Here is a 16,326-nt window from a genome sequence, read left to right on the forward strand (position 1 = left end):
TCACATGTGACGCCGTCACGGGTACGCCCGATTCCTCGAACGCCCCCGTTACTTCCCTACTTCTGTAACGAAGAATTTCGGGGTTTGCCCAAAATTGAGCCATGCCGGTTTGCGTGATGTGAAAACTGGCAAGGGACGCTGAAAAGCCACGCCGGGTTTACCAATAGCCCGCGTGGCCGACTCCGCCCGACGCGGCAGGAACACCTATCACCGCGAGGCGCCCGTGGGATTTATGAAAACGCCTTCTCCGCCTCAGCAGCCCCACTTTAGTTTAAATGAGGCCGGGTTGCTCATCCCTTATTCACATACTCGCGGCTCCAAAGGTACCCGAGGGGAACACTGATACGAAGTTCGCCGCGCCTCGCCTTGGCACGGGCGGCGTCGAGCATGCGAGCGCGCAGGACGCCAAGCTCGAACTCGCTGATGCTGCCCTTCATGCCGAGCAGTAATCGATCATTGGGGCGCGAAGGGTCGTAGACGCCGTCGAGATCAATCACGCGCGCTTCAACAAGGCCACGCAGCTCCAACAGATGATGCCAATCACGGCCATTACGAGCGAGGCGGGAAGCATCGAAGCACAAGACCGCGCCGACATCACCTGCGCACAGCCACGCAACGAGCCGATCAAAGCCTGGTCGCTCACTCATTCCGCTGGCGGAGCGACCAAGATCATCGTCGATCACTTCGATCGACCGAAAGCCGTGCGCCCGCGCCGTCTCGACCAACTCGTACTGGCGTCGCCGGCTCTCGGTGTTAGTCTCGACCTGGGCTTGGGTCGACTGGCGAACATAGACCACGGCCTTGCGGCCCAAGACCGTCGCGGGAAGGTTGTCAGCGTTCGACATCGTCACGCTCCTCCGTGGCGGCGCCGGCGGCCTGCGCCAGGAGAAACGCCAGCAATGCAATGGACCGCGACCGGTCGGTCGTCGACAAGCCCGACAGCGGTCGTGGCCCGAATGTTAGGTTCAGCTGATGGGTCGGCTTGGCTACTGACGGGAGCTGGGGCGAGCGTCGCATTTGGGTCCTCCTAGGCGAATCTCTGTTCGTCCTCGGAGCTTCGCCTGAATCCACAAGCGACGAGTAGGCGATGCACGTCAGCGAGCGCTGCGAGCGAGGGGCGCGGTTGGGACGTCGTCAGAAACAGACGCACCGGCTTGACGGCCAAAATGATGGACGAAATAGCCGACGAGCGGCAGAACTAAAGGTAACCAAAAATGTACAAACTCACACCAACCCGCCGCAGCCGGGGTCATGCTGCAATCGCTACCGCCGCAACGCCCGATATCCGGGCAGCCCGCGCCGCAACGCTTGCCGAAATGGACAGGAAGCGCCAGCTTGCGCTTGCCGAGGATGAGGTGGCACAAGCAAGGGAAGTCCTCGAAAAGGCAAAAAGCCTGAGCGCAGAACAGGCGGCGCTTGATGTTGCCATGGCACGGCTCACCGAGTTACAGACTGCCCAAACCAGTGACAACGGCTCAAAAAAGACGAAGGCTGCATAACAGCCCTAGCTACCTCTCACTCACTGATTCCCGCCGGGGCTGCTTCCGTGGTCCCGGCATTTTTCGGGTCGACGAGCGGTATCTTAGTATCTTATCCATAACCAGCGCCATCGCGACCACCGAAACGTCGCCGTAGCCATCGCTGGCCGTTCTAGCCGCGTGGCCTTGGATTGCATCGACCACGCGAGGATCAAGCCCCAGGTTTCGAGCGACAGTTTTCAGCCGGTGACGCCAGCCATGGTTCGGTTGGACGTTCGGATCAGTCACGACTCCGCGGACAAAATCGAACACCCGCTTGTAGCTGCCAGTGGCGAACAATGGGCCATCGCTAGATTCGTCGACGAAAATCAGAAAACCAAGATCAATCAAATGGCTGTGGATCGGCACAAGGCGATAGATTCCGGTTTTGATAGATCCGGCTTCCGGTGTGAACCTCATAACGCTGTAACCGGACTCTTCGAAAACGTCGGCTTTGCGAAGCTGTAAAGCCTCAGCAATCCGGCAACTGGTATATGCAGCGATCAAAGGTCCCCACCGCTTGGCCGCTGCCGTCTTGGCGTTCTCTTTCGGCTTGTGCTGGTATGCGAGGCAATGCCGGAATATCGCTGCCGCTTCCTCGTCGGTGAATCCCGGAGACCTGACAACGATCTTCTTTTCCCGCTTTATCGTGACCGTGGCAAATGTGTTGGCGGCGATCTTTCGATTTGTAAGTCCCCAGCCGAAAACGCTCTTGAGTCCTGGTAAGTCAGCATCCCTGAATGTTTTAGGGGTGACCGTCTTTAGGCAGTGATCCTTGAATCGTAAGGCATCGTCTGCCGTGATCCGCTTGGCGTCGTCGTGCTCCAGGAATTCAACTAGCCGATCAATGCCGTTTTTGTAGCCATCATGCGTCGATTGAGACCGACCAAGGGCTTTCGCTTCAGTCCACCATAGATCGAATAGGCCGGTAATTGTTTGTCGTGGCTGGCCGGCTGTCACCGTTTCCATGGCCGGGAATCGTGCGGCCTTCGGATCGGGGCTGTAGTCTCCCTCGCTATTCCGTCGAAGCTGCCAACTCGCGTCTAGGCTTGCGGTCCCGACCAATTGGAGGAAGCGTCGACGATCATCGGTGGTCAGATTGAGCCGGCTGCGGATTAATACCCAGTCCGCCAGCAACCCGAACCGATCCTCGAGTCCGTCATGCTGGCCGGCGGGGAGGGCATTAACAGCCGCAGTTAGGTCGCCGGAGCCGAATAGATCGGTGGCAGCGGTCGCGTCGTCAGCGCTGAGGGTGGCGGGAGGCGGATTTGCTATCCGACCTTCGACTACGGCCCGGTGAAGCGCTTTATGCATCCGCCACGCCATCGGCTCGCCTGGGTTTTCTTCATTTGCCTTGATGTACAGCCGGTAGGTTTCGCCGCTCAGGGCAACCATGTCGCGATGAGATAATTGGACCGGTATGGTGGCCGTTAGGTCGAAAAGCCGCCGTAGATGATCGAGGGCGTCATCCTGGCGCGCTGCCGGGACCACCGAGTCGGTGGTTCCGAGACTGAATTCCACCGTCTCTCCGATCTTCACCACCTTGGCAAAGGGAGGTCCGGCCCGCTCCGAAAGGTACAGCAAGACCCGCAGCGAATCGACCACCGTCGCAGGGACACGGACTCGGAATTGAGGGAGGGCGGATCGGGCGCGGGTAGTCATCGAACGCTTCAAGGAAACCATGGTCTGTGTGGCACTTTTGTGTGGCACTTTGGACCGAATTTCCAACAAAATCAACGTTTTCAATAGGTTATATGGTGCTGCCAGACAGGATTGAACTGTCGACCTCTCCATTACCAATGGAGTGCTCTACCACTGAGCTACGGCAGCAAGGCCCAACACGGGAATCAGTCTTCATAAATCGAAGGTCCGCAAGGCGGGCCGATCCTTGCCACAAGGCTGGAAGGCGCGCAAGCGCGAGGCGGGGCTCCGGGAACAACCCGCTCCGCCGCTTCGGTTGCGGCAAGGGCTCCGGTGTATATGTTGCGATCGTCATTCCGTCGGCCCCGGCGGATCGGGACCGGGGGTTTCCGGATGCCCAGGCAAGGGACGCCATGATCGACAAACCGGACACGGATCGCAACGGAGAACATGCGGGGCGCGAGATGCGGCTGCGCGCAGCGCTGCGCGAAAATCTCAAGCGGCGAAAATCGCAATCCCGCGGCCGCGCCGATCAGGTCGGTGCCACGGAGAGGTCTGATTCGGAGCGCCAGGACGAATGACATGGAAGCCCATAGTTCTCTGCGGTGCTGTTCTCTTCGGTGCGCGACAGGCGCGGTCGGACAGGGCTATAGCGTTTTCGAGCGAAGCATGTCCTCGGGCTTGACCCGAGGATGGATACCGGTTCGCGTGAACAAAAGGCTCTAGCTGCGCGAAGGCCTGCACTATCCGGGGAAATCCGCCGTAGGCCGCTCAGATAGCCTTGGATTTCCCACTCTTTGGCGCATCGGGCGATTTGCCCTATACTTCATGCATAGAAAACAGGAATCGGCATGGATCGCATTCGCATCGTCGGCGGCAACAAGCTCAACGGCACCATTCCGATTTCCGGCGCGAAAAACGCGGCGCTGCCTTTGATGATCGCTGCGCTGCTGACCGAGGAGACGCTGATTCTCGACAATGTGCCGCGGCTGGCCGACGTCGCGCAGTTGCAGCGTATCCTTGGTAACCACGGCGTTGACATCATGTCGGCGGGCAAGCGCTCCGGCGATCACGAGTATCAGGGACAGACCCTGCACATTTCGGCCGCCAACGTCATCGACACCACGGCGCCGTACGAACTGGTCTCAAAGATGCGGGCGAGTTTCTGGGTGATCGCGCCGCTCTTGGCGCGGATGCATGAAACCAAAGTTTCGCTGCCCGGCGGCTGCGCGATCGGCACCCGCCCGGTCGATCTCCTGATCATGGCGCTGGAAAAGCTCGGCGCCGAGGTCGCGATCGACGGCGGCTATGTGATCGCAAAGGCCCCCGGCGGCCTGACGGGCGCCGAGGTGGATTTCCCCAAGGTGACCGTGAGCGGCACCCACGTCGCGCTGATGGCGGCAACGCTGGCGAAGGGCACCACCGTCATCACCAACGCGGCCTGCGAGCCGGAGATCGTTGATGTCGCGGATTGTCTGAACAAGATGGGGGCGCGCGTTTCCGGTGCGGGCACGCCGCGAATCGTCATCGAGGGCGTCAGCAGGCTCGGTGGTGCGCGGCACACCGTGCTGCCCGACCGGATCGAGACCGGCACCTATGCGATGGCGGTGGCGATGACCGGTGGCGACGTGCTGCTTCGCGGCGCGCGGCCGGAGCTGTTGCAATCCGCACTCGACGTGCTGACCGAGGCGGGCGCTGTCATCACGCCGAACAACGAAGGCATTCGAGTGGCCCGAAACGGCGCCGGCATCAATCCGGTGATCGTCTCGACCGCGCCGTTCCCAGGCTTTCCGACCGACCTTCAGGCGCAATTGATGGCGCTGATGACACGCGCTAAGGGCTCGTCCCACATTACCGAGACCATCTTCGAAAACCGGTTCATGCACGTGCAGGAACTGGCGCGGTTCGGGGCACGCATCCATCTCGACGGCGAGACCGCCACCATCGAGGGCATCGGGATACTTCGCGGCGCGCCGGTCATGGCGACGGATTTGCGCGCCTCGGTGTCGCTCGTGATTGCGGGGCTCGCCGCTGAAGGCGAGACCATGGTCAACCGCGTCTACCATCTCGACCGCGGCTTCGAACGACTCGAGGAAAAGCTGTCGGGGTGCGGTGCCTCGATCGAACGGATCAGCGACTAGTGGTCCGGTTCTAACATTCGCATTCCGTTTCGGCGGGTGCTTTTGCCAATGTTAGAATCGCGGGATCGCACTATACGTTTCGAGTGGTGCAAAGGGTTGACGGCGATTTGAGGCCGCGCCATTGAGCCTGTAGCCGTGACCGGGTTCACGCCACCAGGTCCTGCCACCAAATCTTGTCACCAGGTCTTGCCGGAAACATTGCCATGCCGATCCGCATCGATAGCCGCAGCGCCGACTTTGCCTCGCGCTTCAAGGCGTTTCTCGCGACCAAGCGGGAGGTTTCGGCCGATATCGAGACCGCGACCCGCGCCATTGTCGACGACGTGGCTGCGCGTGGCGATGTGGCGCTGATCGAGGCGACGCGCAAGTTCGACCGGCTCTCCGTCGATGCTGCGGGTCTGCGATTCACGGCGGCTGAGATCGACGCCGCCGTGGAGGCTTGCGACACCGCAACGCTCGATGCGCTGAACCTGGCACGCGACCGCATTGAGCTGTTTCACCGCCGGCAACTGCCGAAGGACGACCGCTTCACCGACGCGCTCGGCGTCGAACTCGGCTCGCGCTGGACCGCGATCGAGGCGGTTGGCCTTTATGTGCCCGGCGGCTCAGCGGCCTATCCGTCGTCGGTGCTGATGAACGCGGTGCCGGCCATGGTCGCCGGCGTCGCGCGCGTCGTCATGGTGGTGCCGTCGCCGGACGGCAGGATCAATCCGCTGGTGCTGGCGGCGGCGCGGCTCGGCGGCGTCTCCGAAATCTATCGTGTCGGCGGCGCGCAGGCGGTCGCTGCTCTCGCCTACGGCACGGCGACGATCGCGCCGGTGGCCAAGATCGTGGGGCCCGGCAACGCCTATGTCGCGGCCGCCAAACGCCTGGTGTTCGGCAAGGTCGGCATCGACATGATCGCCGGTCCCTCAGAGGTGCTCGTCATCGCCGACGACACCGGCAATGCTGGCTGGATAGCCGCCGACCTGCTGGCGCAGGCCGAACACGATGCCAACGCGCAATCGATTCTGATCACCGACAGCGACGCGCTCGCCGCCGATGTCGAGCGCGCGGTGGACACGCAGCTTGCAACGCTGCCCCGGGCCGACATCGCGCGCGCCTCGTGGACCGACTTCGGCGCCATTATTTTGGTGAGGAGCCTCGGTGAGGCGGTGACGCTGGCGGACGCCATCGCCGCCGAGCATCTTGAGATCATGACCGCCGATCCCGAAAGCCTCGCCGCACGGATCCGCAATGCCGGTGCGATCTTCCTCGGGCCCCATACACCCGAGGCGATCGGCGATTATGTCGGCGGCTCCAATCATGTGTTGCCGACGGCGCGCTCGGCGCGGTTCTCGTCGGGCCTTGGCGTGCTTGACTTTATGAAGCGAACGTCGATCCTGAGATGCGGGCCGGACCAGTTGCGGGCGCTGGGGCCGGCAGCGATGACGTTGGGCAAGGCCGAGGGCCTCGACGCCCATGCCCGCTCGGTCGGAGTTCGCCTCAATCTGCAATGAGCAAGACTCCACCAAAGGAAGACTCTCGGAATCGTATCGTGGCGGTCATGCTCGATGAGGATTCGATCGGGCGTTCCGGGCCGGATATCGAGCACGAACGGGCGATCGCAATCTACGATCTCGTGGAAAAGAACCTGTTCGCGCCGGAAGGCGCGGGAGGCGGCCCGTTCACATTGCGCATCGCGATCACCGGCAACCGCCTGATGTTCGATATCCGGCGCGAAGACGACGCGCCCGTGGTGACGCACCTGTTGTCGCTGACGCCGTTCCGGCGGATCGTGAAAGACTACTTCATGATCTGCGACAGCTACTATCAGGCGATACGGACCGCGACGCCGGACAAGATCGAGGCCATCGACATGGGCCGCCGCGGAATCCACGACGAAGGCTCGCGCACGCTGCAGGAGCGGCTGAACGGCAAGGTCCGCGTCGACTTCGAGACCGCGCGGCGACTGTTCACGTTGATCTCTGTCCTGCACTGGAAGGGTTAGCGCATGATTCGAATCACGCAACACCCGTTGTCGTCGAGATGCATGCGAAGCGGTTGCGCGGAGGACGCGCGCGAACCGAAAGTAGCCTGAGCGCATGGCCGCGCCGGCCCGCGTGCACAATCCCCAGTCGGTGCTGTTCGCCTGCGCGCACAACAGCGTACGCTCGCCGATGGCGGCGAGCCTGTTGCAGCACATGTTTCCGCGAACCCTGTATGTGAAATCCGCCGGCGTTCGGACCGGCCAGCTCGATCCGTTCGCTGTTGCCGTGATGGCCGAACTCGGCCAGGACATTTCAAAACACCGGCCGATGACGTTTGAAGAAATCGAGGACTGGGAAGGCCTCAACTTCGATCTCATCATCACGCTGTCGCCGGAAGCCCATCACAAGGCGTTGGAGTTGACGCGCACGATTGCCGCCGTTGTCGAGTATTGGCCGACGCCGGATCCGACCAGTATCGAGGGCAATCGCGAGCAGCGCATGCAGGCCTATCGCAATGTCTGTGACGGATTGCTGTCGCGCATCCGCAAGCGTTTTGCGCGGGGCGGCGGTGTGGGCCTTTAGAGTCCCCTTTCTAGCACTACTTTGGCAGATTTTTGCGATTGATGGGCGCAACTGGATTCCCGAATCAGATTTTCAATGATTCATGGGTGGTCGGCTTTTGGAGGGCCGACCATGGTGGACACGAGGTCGAAGTGGGAAGACGAGCTTGGACGCTGGCTCAAGCCATTCCTGGATCGTTTAGGTCACAAGGCCCGGCGGCGGATGTGTCCGCTGTATGTTTCGGGACTGATTGGACCGGGTGATCGCAAGAGCGTCCAGCCGATGGCGGCGCGGCTGGCACCGAACGACTATGACCAGTTGCACCATTTTATCGCTGATGGCGTTTGGGATGCGGCGCCATTGGAGTCAGAATTGCTGATTCAGGCCGATCGCCTCGTCGGCGGCAAAGATGCGGTGCTGGTCATTGACGACACGGCGATGCCGAAGAAGGGCGATCGTTCGGTTGGTGTCGCTCCGCAATATGCCTCGTCGCTCGGCAAGACGGCCAATTGCCAAACATTGGTGTCGCTGACGCTTGCGCGGGGTGAAGTGCCGGTCATGGTGGCATTACGTCTCTTCGTTCCCGAGAGTTGGACGAGCAATCCGGTGCGTTTGAAGCGTGCGGGCGTGCCAGTCGAGCACCGCGCAGCGCGGACCAAGCCAGAGATCGCCTTGGCGGAGATCGATCGCGTGATGGCAGCCGGTATGCGCTTCGGCTGTGTGCTGGCGGATGCCGGTTATGGCCTCAGCGCGCCGTTCCGTCAGGGGCTCACGACACGCGGCCTGGCCTGGGCCGTCGGGATCCCTCGTCACCTGAAGGTGTATCCGGTCGGGGTTAAACTGATCTGGCCGGTTGCCGGTCGGGGCCGTCCCCGCAAGCGGCACATTCCCGATATCCTATCGAGGGCGGCCGAAGATATGCTGGCCAATGCCAAGTGGCAAAATGTGAGTTGGCGAAACGGTACCAAGGGTCGGCTGGAAGCTCGCTTCGCCGCTGTTCGCGTGCGAACCGCCGATGGGCCACCTCAGCGGATCAAGGACATGGGCCAGCAGCATCTCCCGGGGGACGAAGCCTGGCTCATCGGCGAACACAGGACGTCGGGAGAGAAGAAATATTATCTCGCCAATCTGCCGGCCAAGACGAAGCTGCGCGCGTTAGCTGCCACGATCAAAGCCCGATGGATTTGCGAACAGGCCCATCAGCAGTTGAAAGAGGAACTCGGGCTTGATCACTTCAAGGGAAGATCCTGGCAAGGCCTCCATCGTCACGCGCTCATGACCATGATTGCTTACGCATTCCTCCAGCATCGCCGTCTCGCACAAGCGGGGCGGAAAAAAAAGAATCAACGGTCCACCGCCTCAGCCGAGCCTGCCGGCCGTACGCCAAGCCATCGTCGATCTCATCGCTCAACCACCACCTCAGCGGTGCGCATACTGCCGAAGACAAATCGGCGAAAAGCAGCGGCGTGAATAAATCTGCCAAAGTAGTGCTAGGATCAGCGAACCCCTCGCCTTTAGGCGACGGGATGCATTAGCATCCGGCGAAGTCTGGCAGTCATACGGTGTGGGACTGCAAATACCACATTGTGTGGGTGACGAAGTATCGGTTCGCAGTTTTGGGCGGGGATGTGGGCTTTCGCGCCCGAGAGTTGCTGCGGGAAATTGCCTTGAGCCATGAGATGGTTATTCATGCCGGGGCGATAAACCGGGATCATGTCCATCTGTTGTTGTCGATCCCACCGCATCTATCGGTCTCTCGTGCGGTGCAATACCTCAAAGGCAAGAGTTCTCACAAGCCTCTGACGGAGTATCAATCGCTCAGGAAGCGATACTGGGGGCAGCATCTATGGGGCAGGGGATACTGGGTTGCTTCGAGTGGAAACGTCACCGATGAAGTGTGGAAGAAGTACATAGAAGGCCAAAAGCCGCCTGAGCCAGATGACAGCGTTCACTCTCGGCGCCGGCGTGCGCTATGTCGGCAAGAGCTATGGTGACGCCGGGAACACGTTCGTGATCCCGTCCTACACCCTGTTCGATGCGACCATGAGCTACGATCTCGCCTATCTGCGGCCGGATATGAAGGGCTGAAAAATGCAGGTCAATGCGACCAACCTCGCCGATCGCTACTACGTGCATGTCTGACCGGGTTACCCTACTGTGCGATGGGCACTGGCCGCACCGTGTTCGGCACGCTGAGGTATAGCTGGAACGCGGATCCGCGGCCGTCGCTGATCACGAAGTGAGCGAGGAATGACACAAAAAACCTTGCGCAAATGGAGCTGCGTTCACAAGTGGTCCAGCATCGTCTGCACCCTGTTCATGCTGATGCTGTGCATCACCAGCCTGCCGCTGATCTTCCACGACGAGATCTACGCGCTGCTGCATGATCAGGCCGAGGGGCCGTCGTCCCTGAAGGCACGACGGCCCCGAACCTCGACCGCGTCGTGGCCAGCAAGGTGGCTGCCATGCCCGACCAGGTGCCGCATTTCCTGATCTGGGATCGCGACGATCCGAACGCGATGCTGGTCAGCGTCGGCAAGACCATCGACGCCAATCCAGCCGACAATCGCATCGTCCGCGTCGACAACCATACCGGGGCTTATCTCGACGCACCCACCGGGCGCTTCATCTACATCATGCTCAAGCTGCACACCGATATGTTTGCCGACCTGCCCGGAAAGCTGTTTCTCGGGCTGATGGGCACTCTGCGTCGCGATCATATCCGGCGTCGTGGTCTACGCGCCGTCGATGCGCAAGCAGAAGTTCGGCGTATATCGCACTGAGCGCCCGCGCGTGGTGCGCTGGCTCGATCTGCATAACCTCGCCGGCATCCTGCTGGTGATGTGCACGCTGGTTGTCGGCTTCACCGGCGTCATCAACACCTGGGCCAACCTCGTACTCAAGGCGTGGCAGTACGGCCAGCTTGCCGAGATGACGGCGCAATATCGCAACCGCACGCCGCCCGCGCATCCGACTTCGGTTCAGGCGGCGGCGCAGGTGGCCGCGAAGGCCGAGCCCGGCACGTTGCCGTCGTTCATCGCGTTCCCCGGTACGATCTTCTCAAGCAAGAGCCATTATGCCGTGTTCATGCGCGGCGATACGCCGGTGACGTCGCGACTGCTCAAGCCAGCGCTGGTCGATGCCGAAACCGGCAAGCTTACCGACAGCCGTGACATGCCGTGGTATGTCACGACGCTGTTCATCTCGCAGCCGCTGCATTTCGGCGACTATGGCAGGATGCCGCTGAAGATCATCTGGGCGCTGCTGGCGTCTATCTCTGGCTGCGGCGCAAACCGGGCGAAAGCGCCGCTCGCGGACGCCGCGGTCGCGGTCAATCGGCCGATGCTGTCGTCATGACGCCGGCGCGCGCCAGACATCAGACCGTCCGCCAGATTTTCGCCTGGCCGGCCGTCATCGCCGTCTTGAGCGCGGCCGGATTGCTGTCGGCGCTGCTCGGCGACGACATCTGGGACGACGTGTCGTGGGTCGTGCTGGCCGTTCCTGTCGCATTGTATTGCGGGTTCTTCCAGCACGGCACGTCAGCGACAGGCAGTGCGGGTTTTTCCGCGGGTTTCCATGACCAGCGCTGTCCCCGGTTGTCGAACCAGGTTCGTTCCGATAGGTTCCGCGCGCACCGATCCTTGCCCCGACACATAAAGTCCGTATGACAGGCCGCCTCAAACTTGTACTCGCCTCCGGTTCGCCGCGGCGGCTCAGTCTGCTCAATCAGGCAGGCATCGACCCCGACGCGCTGCGCCCTGCCGACGTTGACGAGACGCCGGAGCGGGGCGAGCTGCCGCGCGCCTGCGCCAACCGCCTCGCCCGCGCCAAGGCCGATGCGACGTTGAAGGCGGTACAGCTCGACGACGACCTGCGCGGTTCGTTCATTCTTGCCGCCGACACCGTGGTTGCGGTGGGCCGCCGCATCCTGCCCAAGGCCGATCTGGCCGATGAGGCCTCCCAATGCCTGCGGCTGCTCTCGGGGCGCAACCATCGCGTCTACACCGCGGTCTGTCTGGTGACACCGAAGGGCAACTGCCGTCAGCGTCTGATCGAGACCCGCGTGCGCTTCAAGCGGCTGACCGAGGAGGACATCCGGGGCTACGTCGGCTCCGGCGAATGGCGCGGCAAGGCCGGCGGCTACGCGGTGCAGGGCATCGCCGGCTCGTTCGTGGTCAAGCTGGTCGGCTCGTATACCAATGTGGTCGGCCTGCCGCTTTACGAATCGGTCTCGCTGCTCGGCGGCGAGGGATTTCCGATCCGCTCCGGCTGGTTGAATGCCGGCTAGGAAACCAGCCGGCGCACGGCCGGAAAAGCCGTGCCCGATCTGCGGCAAGCCCGCTGTCGCAGCGTCACGGCCGTTTTGCTCGGAGCGCTGCCGCGATGTCGATCTCAACCGCTGGCTGTCCGGCTCCTACGTCATCCCCGTCAGCAAGACCGATGGAGAAGATGCGGAATAGGCCGTCGGCCTCTTGGGTCGGCGATTCGCCGCTCGGTCAAGGGGAGAAGCGCTCGCGGCGCTCGTTCGTCCGCCGCGGGATGGGTGGACAGGGCCATCGGGCCTGATTATAAACCGGCGCGCCCCGGTTAAAGCCGGGCGGCGCCCAGGTAGCTCAGTTGGTAGAGCATGCGACTGAAAATCGCAGTGTCGGTGGTTCGATCCCGCCCCTGGGCACCAATAGCTCCTTCCACCGCAGCGCATAGCTCCTCATAGAATCAAAGAAACCAGCTAACGGCGGGCGTTTCTCTCATCATGCCTCCTCATACCGCCCTGTGACAGCTCGCCCTTTTATGGGTAGGATTCTGGGTAGACGCTCATCTACCCATAAGGAGCCTACCCATGCTCACCCAGCTGGCGATTACGGCTGCCAAGCCGAAGGCTAAACCCTACAAGCTCTCCGACGGCGCCGGCCTCTCGCTCCTGGTGGAGACGGGCGGCGGCAAATTATGGCGGTTCCGCTACCACTTCGGGGGCAAGGAAAAGATGCTTTCCTTCGGCGCGTACCCGGAGGTGACCCTCGCTCAGGCTCGCGCCAAGCGTGACGAAGCCCGGCAGACGTTGGCCGGGGGAATAGACCCGGCCCAAAAGCGCAAGGAGGACAAAGTCGCGGCCTCGATTTCGGCCGCGAACACGTTCGGCGTCGTGGCGGCGGAATATATCGACCGGCTGGAAAAGGAAGGCGCCGCTCCCTCGACGGTGTCGAAGAATAAATGGCTCCTCCAAGACCTGGCCAGTCCGCTCACCAAGCGTCCCATTGCCGACATCCTCCCGGCCGAAATCCTCGACCTCTGCAAGAGAGTTGAGAAAAGCGGCAGGCGTGATACGGCGCGTCGGCTCCGGGGCACGATCGGCAGCGTATTTCGGTACGCGGTCGTGACGCTCCGGGCGCAAAGCGACCCGACCTACGCCCTGCGGGGCGCACTCTTAAAGCCGGAGGTAAATCACCGCGCGGCGATAGTCGACGAGGCGAAGCTCGGGGCGCTCATGGTGAATATCGACCAGTACGACGGGTGGCCGACCCTCCGGGCGGCACTGTTGCTGCTGGCGCTGACCATGACCCGCCCAGGCGATGTCCGGCACATGCGCAAATCGGAGATAATCTTTCCGAAGGCACTGTGGCGGATACCGGCCGAACGCATGAAAATGCGCCGGCCTCACGATGTCCCGCTCTCGAAGCAGGCGCTCGCGATTATCCGCGAGGTGTGGGACCTGACGGCCGGCAACGGCCTACTGCTGCCATCCATACGGTCGGCAATTAAGCCGCTTTCGGAAAATGCCATGAACTCCGCTTTGCGGCGCATGGGATATTCGAAGGAGGAAGCGACGGCGCACGGCTTCCGCTCGAGCGCCAGCACCATCCTCAACGAGCGGGGATTTAACCCCGACGTTATCGAGGCCGCGCTCGCCCACCAGGACGAGGACGATGTTCGCCGCGCGTACAACCGCGCGACCTATCTGCCTGAGCGCGCCAAGCTCATGCAGGACTGGGCCGACCTGTTGGACGAGTTCAGGACACTGTCACTCAGGCACGTTGCCTAGGCCCGCATTACGCGGGCCTTTTCTTTCTCTGAGCGGGACTCTAGATTCCTGGCGGCCCTGCCTGCCGGATACCCGGCAGGAGTTGGGCTGCATCCGGATGCTTCCTAGAAGGAGCATTCAGATGCGTTTTCTTTCAAAGAAGGCCGTTCGTGACCTGATTTCGTTGAGCTACGCGACCATTGACCGTGAGGAGCAGGCCGGTACGTTTCCGAAAAGGTTACGTCGGGGCTCCCGCGTGATGTGGCTGCAGAGCGAGGTGGAGGAATGGATGCGGGCGCGCGTCGCTGAGCGCGATGCGAAATCGGAAAAGCGTCCCCAGCCGAAGGGAGCTAGCCACCTACGCGTGGTCGAATAACTTCGAGGCGGCTCCTAACGGGGCCGCCTTTTTCTATGTACAGCCTCTATGTACGATTGTTTGTACTGTACCTACATATGCCGCACGTAGCCGCGCGGAGAAAAGCCTTATCAGGCATACACTTCCGCACACCAGTCGTCGGGCTACACGCCACGACCAATTTCGTTTTCTCCCTGGCCTTGCCTTGCTCACCTCTCTCTCACGTTCGAGGCGGGGCCCTTCGGGTTGCGCATGATCCGGACTGAACCGGGAGATGATAGCCCGCGCGGCCGTGCGAGTTAACACTACGCCCCACCGCGCATGGCAAACGAAATTGGTCGTGGCGCTTCGCGACCACCGACGACTGGTGTGCGGGACAATTCAACCTTCCGATAAAATCGGACAACTGGACATTTCACTTTTAGACCATGCTACAATCTATTTGCCGTCCTGAACCGACGGCACTTTTCCGCCACGAGCGGACTGCACGACCACTGCGAAAGCCGCCGCTGCATACGGCGGCTTGTTGCGTGTTATGATTTAAGTATGGAAATCGTTATCTGCGCTGCAATACGCATGTCGGATGGTTATATCGTGCGGGGACATCGACACGCCGACGCCATGCGGACGGCCAGCCAAATTCCACGCTACCGCAATGAGCGGCCTTACAGCGGTGATCAGGGTTTTGTGACTTCACTCAACAGGTTTGTAGGGAGGGTAGACGCCTGCAAACTCCAGAAGGCGGCCGGTATTAAATCTGTTCTCGAAGGTGTGGAGGCGTACCTTCACGGAGAGCTTTACAGCGAAGACCTTTACTAGCCGCGCTACAATAAAGCCGGACAGTACATTTGCTCGCACCTCGCTTCCCGCCACCGACAGCAATGTCTCTACCAGAAGACCGCTGCACGGCTCGGGCAGCGAGCTTTGAACAAATGCACTCGTACATCATCGGAAAATCCGGTGTCGGAAAATCCACCTTCCTTGAAAATCATGCCCTGGAGAACGAGGGCAGCTTTGCGTTCCTCGACCCGCACGGCGACAGCGCGGAAAAACTGGCCGACACCATCGACTGCATATTCTGGGAGCCGTCGGACACGGAGCACGTCATCGGGTTTAATGTCCTTGAGAATGTCCCAGAGCCTCAAAGACATTTGGTGGCCGCGCAGGTCGTCTCGTCCTTTAAGGCGATATGGGGCGATAGCTGGGGGCCGCGGCTGGAATGGATACTCTACAATTCCGTTTCTCTGCTCCTCGACAATAACGGCTCTTTATTGGACATCCCCAAGCTCCTCACAGATAGCGGGTATCTGTCGAAATGTCTCAGACCGCTGCACAAACGGCTTATAAAAAACCCGACCGACCATGCGGCCGGCGCGCGGCGCAATTTCTGGCTCTACGAATTCGACGCACTCCAGCCCCGCGAACGCGCCGCCGCAATCAGCCCGGTCTTGAACAAAGTGGGCCAGCTTGCTGCCAACCCGGTGCTCTCCGGCATCCTGCGCCACAACACCATCGACATTTCCCGCATCATGAACCGGGGCCAGCGGCTGGTCGTCAATCTCTCGAAGGGCCAGCTCGGTGAGGAGCCGTCGCATTTGTTGGGCGCCCTTTTAGTCTCCGCGTTCGCGCAGGCGGCAGAAGGAAGGGCGAATATTCCGTTTGCGGAGCGGCGGCCATTCACGCTCTACGTGGATGAATTCCAGAACTTCGCCACCAACAACTTTTCCCGTATTCTCTCGGAGGCCCGCAAATACCGGCTCGATTTGGTGCTCGCCCACCAGTTTCTTGGGCAACTGCCTGACCTATTGCGACAGGCAGTATTCGGCAACGTTGGCCGGTTCATTAGCTTCAAGATCGGCAGCGAGGATGCGCCGGTTATTGCCCGGGAATTAGGTTTCCCCGCTACCGCCGAGGAATTGATTGATCTGAACCGGTTCGAGGCTTGGGAGCGCAGCACCAGCATTATGCCCAAGCAATTCAAGACCGCAGCTCCAATAGCCGGCCGCGGCCGATTAGCTGCGGTGCGACGAAGGACGTGGAGCCGCTACACAACAGCAACTCGACTCTCCAAACGCTCGTACTGAAACGCGCCAGGAGTGTAGCGATGAATACTGTTCCGTTC

20 protein-coding genes, 2 tRNA genes and 2 pseudogenes are annotated in these 16,326 nt (G+C 61.3%); 20 read left to right on the forward strand and 4 right to left on the reverse strand.

The genetic code is table 11. From position 1 onward, the window contains the following. Positions 1 to 308: 308 nt before the first annotated feature. Positions 309 to 845, reverse strand: a pseudogene (locus NHAM_RS01420) (recombinase family protein); the annotation flags it as partial. Continuing rightward, complete coding sequence (locus NHAM_RS01425; RefSeq protein WP_041357549.1) at positions 832 to 1,017, reverse strand: hypothetical protein; 186 nt, start codon at positions 1,015 to 1,017, stop codon at positions 832 to 834. The pseudogene NHAM_RS01420 and the gene NHAM_RS01425, both read right to left, overlap by 14 nt. A 197-nt stretch (positions 1,018 to 1,214) precedes the next feature. Between NHAM_RS01425 and NHAM_RS26310 the strand changes: the two genes are divergently transcribed. After that, a complete protein-coding gene (locus tag NHAM_RS26310; RefSeq protein WP_011508885.1) occupies positions 1,215 to 1,499 on the forward strand; it encodes a hypothetical protein in 285 nt (94 codons plus the stop codon). A 9-nt stretch (positions 1,500 to 1,508) separates the two neighbouring features. On the opposite strand, the gene NHAM_RS23805 is transcribed toward NHAM_RS26310, so the two are convergent. Beyond that, entirely contained in the window at positions 1,509 to 3,263 is a 1,755-nt protein-coding gene (locus NHAM_RS23805; RefSeq protein WP_198136978.1) for a hypothetical protein, read from the reverse strand. Positions 3,264 to 3,272: 9 nt separating this feature from the next. After that, a tRNA-Thr gene (locus NHAM_RS01440) sits at positions 3,273 to 3,347 on the reverse strand. A gap of 224 nt (positions 3,348 to 3,571) precedes the next feature. Here NHAM_RS01440 and NHAM_RS27420 point away from each other — a divergent pair. The 19 genes and pseudogenes from NHAM_RS27420 (at position 3,572) to NHAM_RS01510 (ending at position 16,288) form a co-directional block, all read left to right on the forward strand. Further along, complete coding sequence (locus NHAM_RS27420) at positions 3,572 to 3,739, forward strand: hypothetical protein (protein ID WP_198136979.1); 168 nt, start codon at positions 3,572 to 3,574, stop codon at positions 3,737 to 3,739. Between the two features lie 270 nt (positions 3,740 to 4,009). After that, a complete protein-coding gene (murA, locus tag NHAM_RS01445; protein WP_011508887.1) occupies positions 4,010 to 5,299 on the forward strand; it encodes a UDP-N-acetylglucosamine 1-carboxyvinyltransferase in 1,290 nt (429 codons plus the stop codon). A gap of 203 nt (positions 5,300 to 5,502) precedes the next feature. Next, positions 5,503 to 6,798 carry a histidinol dehydrogenase gene (gene hisD / locus NHAM_RS01450; RefSeq protein WP_011508888.1) on the forward strand — a complete coding sequence of 432 codons (1,296 nt, stop codon included), beginning with the start codon at positions 5,503 to 5,505 and terminating at the stop codon, positions 6,796 to 6,798. After that, on the forward strand, positions 6,795 to 7,289 hold the full coding sequence (locus NHAM_RS01455; RefSeq protein ID WP_011508889.1) for a UPF0262 family protein: 495 nt from the start codon (positions 6,795 to 6,797) through the stop codon (positions 7,287 to 7,289). The genes hisD and NHAM_RS01455 overlap by 4 nt, the downstream gene beginning before the upstream one ends. 94 nt (positions 7,290 to 7,383) lie before the next feature. After that, complete coding sequence (locus NHAM_RS01460; protein WP_011508890.1) at positions 7,384 to 7,851, forward strand: low molecular weight phosphatase family protein; 468 nt, start codon at positions 7,384 to 7,386, stop codon at positions 7,849 to 7,851. A gap of 111 nt (positions 7,852 to 7,962) precedes the next feature. Next, positions 7,963 to 9,300, forward strand: coding sequence for an IS701-like element ISNha2 family transposase (locus NHAM_RS01465; protein WP_011508891.1), 1,338 nt, complete (start codon positions 7,963 to 7,965; stop codon positions 9,298 to 9,300). Between the two features lie 71 nt (positions 9,301 to 9,371). Beyond that, positions 9,372 to 9,824: pseudogene (tnpA, locus tag NHAM_RS24385) on the forward strand (IS200/IS605 family transposase); the annotation flags it as partial. Then, positions 9,769 to 9,918: a TonB-dependent receptor domain-containing protein gene (locus tag NHAM_RS27870; RefSeq protein ID WP_245269971.1), complete on the forward strand. Its 150-nt coding sequence runs from the start codon at positions 9,769 to 9,771 to the stop codon at positions 9,916 to 9,918. The pseudogene tnpA and the gene NHAM_RS27870, both read left to right, overlap by 56 nt. A 162-nt stretch (positions 9,919 to 10,080) precedes the next feature. Beyond that, positions 10,081 to 10,323 (forward strand): PepSY domain-containing protein, encoded by a 243-nt coding sequence (locus tag NHAM_RS27875; RefSeq protein WP_245269972.1) that lies wholly within the window; start codon positions 10,081 to 10,083, stop codon positions 10,321 to 10,323. Continuing rightward, positions 10,296 to 10,613, forward strand: coding sequence for a hypothetical protein (locus NHAM_RS27880; RefSeq protein ID WP_245269973.1), 318 nt, complete (start codon positions 10,296 to 10,298; stop codon positions 10,611 to 10,613). Before NHAM_RS27875 ends, NHAM_RS27880 begins: the two co-directional genes overlap by 28 nt. Beyond that, positions 10,579 to 11,187: a PepSY-associated TM helix domain-containing protein gene (locus tag NHAM_RS27885; RefSeq protein ID WP_245269974.1), complete on the forward strand. Its 609-nt coding sequence runs from the start codon at positions 10,579 to 10,581 to the stop codon at positions 11,185 to 11,187. Before NHAM_RS27880 ends, NHAM_RS27885 begins: the two co-directional genes overlap by 35 nt. Further along, positions 11,184 to 11,498, forward strand: coding sequence for a hypothetical protein (locus tag NHAM_RS26060; protein WP_086008300.1), 315 nt, complete (start codon positions 11,184 to 11,186; stop codon positions 11,496 to 11,498). The genes NHAM_RS27885 and NHAM_RS26060 overlap by 4 nt, the downstream gene beginning before the upstream one ends. Next, a complete protein-coding gene (locus NHAM_RS01480; RefSeq protein ID WP_011508892.1) occupies positions 11,495 to 12,118 on the forward strand; it encodes a Maf-like protein in 624 nt (207 codons plus the stop codon). The genes NHAM_RS26060 and NHAM_RS01480 overlap by 4 nt, the downstream gene beginning before the upstream one ends. Further along, positions 12,108 to 12,290, forward strand: a complete 183-nt coding sequence (gene yacG / locus NHAM_RS01485) for a DNA gyrase inhibitor YacG (protein ID WP_011508893.1) — start codon at positions 12,108 to 12,110, stop codon at positions 12,288 to 12,290. The genes NHAM_RS01480 and yacG overlap by 11 nt, the downstream gene beginning before the upstream one ends. A 142-nt stretch (positions 12,291 to 12,432) precedes the next feature. Beyond that, a tRNA-Phe gene (locus tag NHAM_RS01490) sits at positions 12,433 to 12,508 on the forward strand. A gap of 162 nt (positions 12,509 to 12,670) precedes the next feature. Then, positions 12,671 to 13,870, forward strand: coding sequence for a tyrosine-type recombinase/integrase (locus NHAM_RS01495; protein ID WP_011508894.1), 1,200 nt, complete (start codon positions 12,671 to 12,673; stop codon positions 13,868 to 13,870). A gap of 121 nt (positions 13,871 to 13,991) precedes the next feature. After that, entirely contained in the window at positions 13,992 to 14,225 is a 234-nt protein-coding gene (locus tag NHAM_RS01500; protein ID WP_198136980.1) for a helix-turn-helix transcriptional regulator, read from the forward strand. Positions 14,226 to 14,750: 525 nt separating this feature from the next. After that, positions 14,751 to 15,023, forward strand: a complete 273-nt coding sequence (locus NHAM_RS01505; protein ID WP_041357553.1) for a hypothetical protein — start codon at positions 14,751 to 14,753, stop codon at positions 15,021 to 15,023. Between the two features lie 113 nt (positions 15,024 to 15,136). Continuing rightward, a complete protein-coding gene (locus tag NHAM_RS01510) occupies positions 15,137 to 16,288 on the forward strand; it encodes a type IV secretory system conjugative DNA transfer family protein (protein WP_157043495.1) in 1,152 nt (383 codons plus the stop codon). Positions 16,289 to 16,326 lie beyond the last annotated feature (38 nt).

Source organism: Nitrobacter hamburgensis X14 (genome assembly GCF_000013885.1).
In the GTDB taxonomy this organism is placed as follows: Bacteria; Pseudomonadota; Alphaproteobacteria; order Rhizobiales; family Xanthobacteraceae; genus Nitrobacter; species Nitrobacter hamburgensis.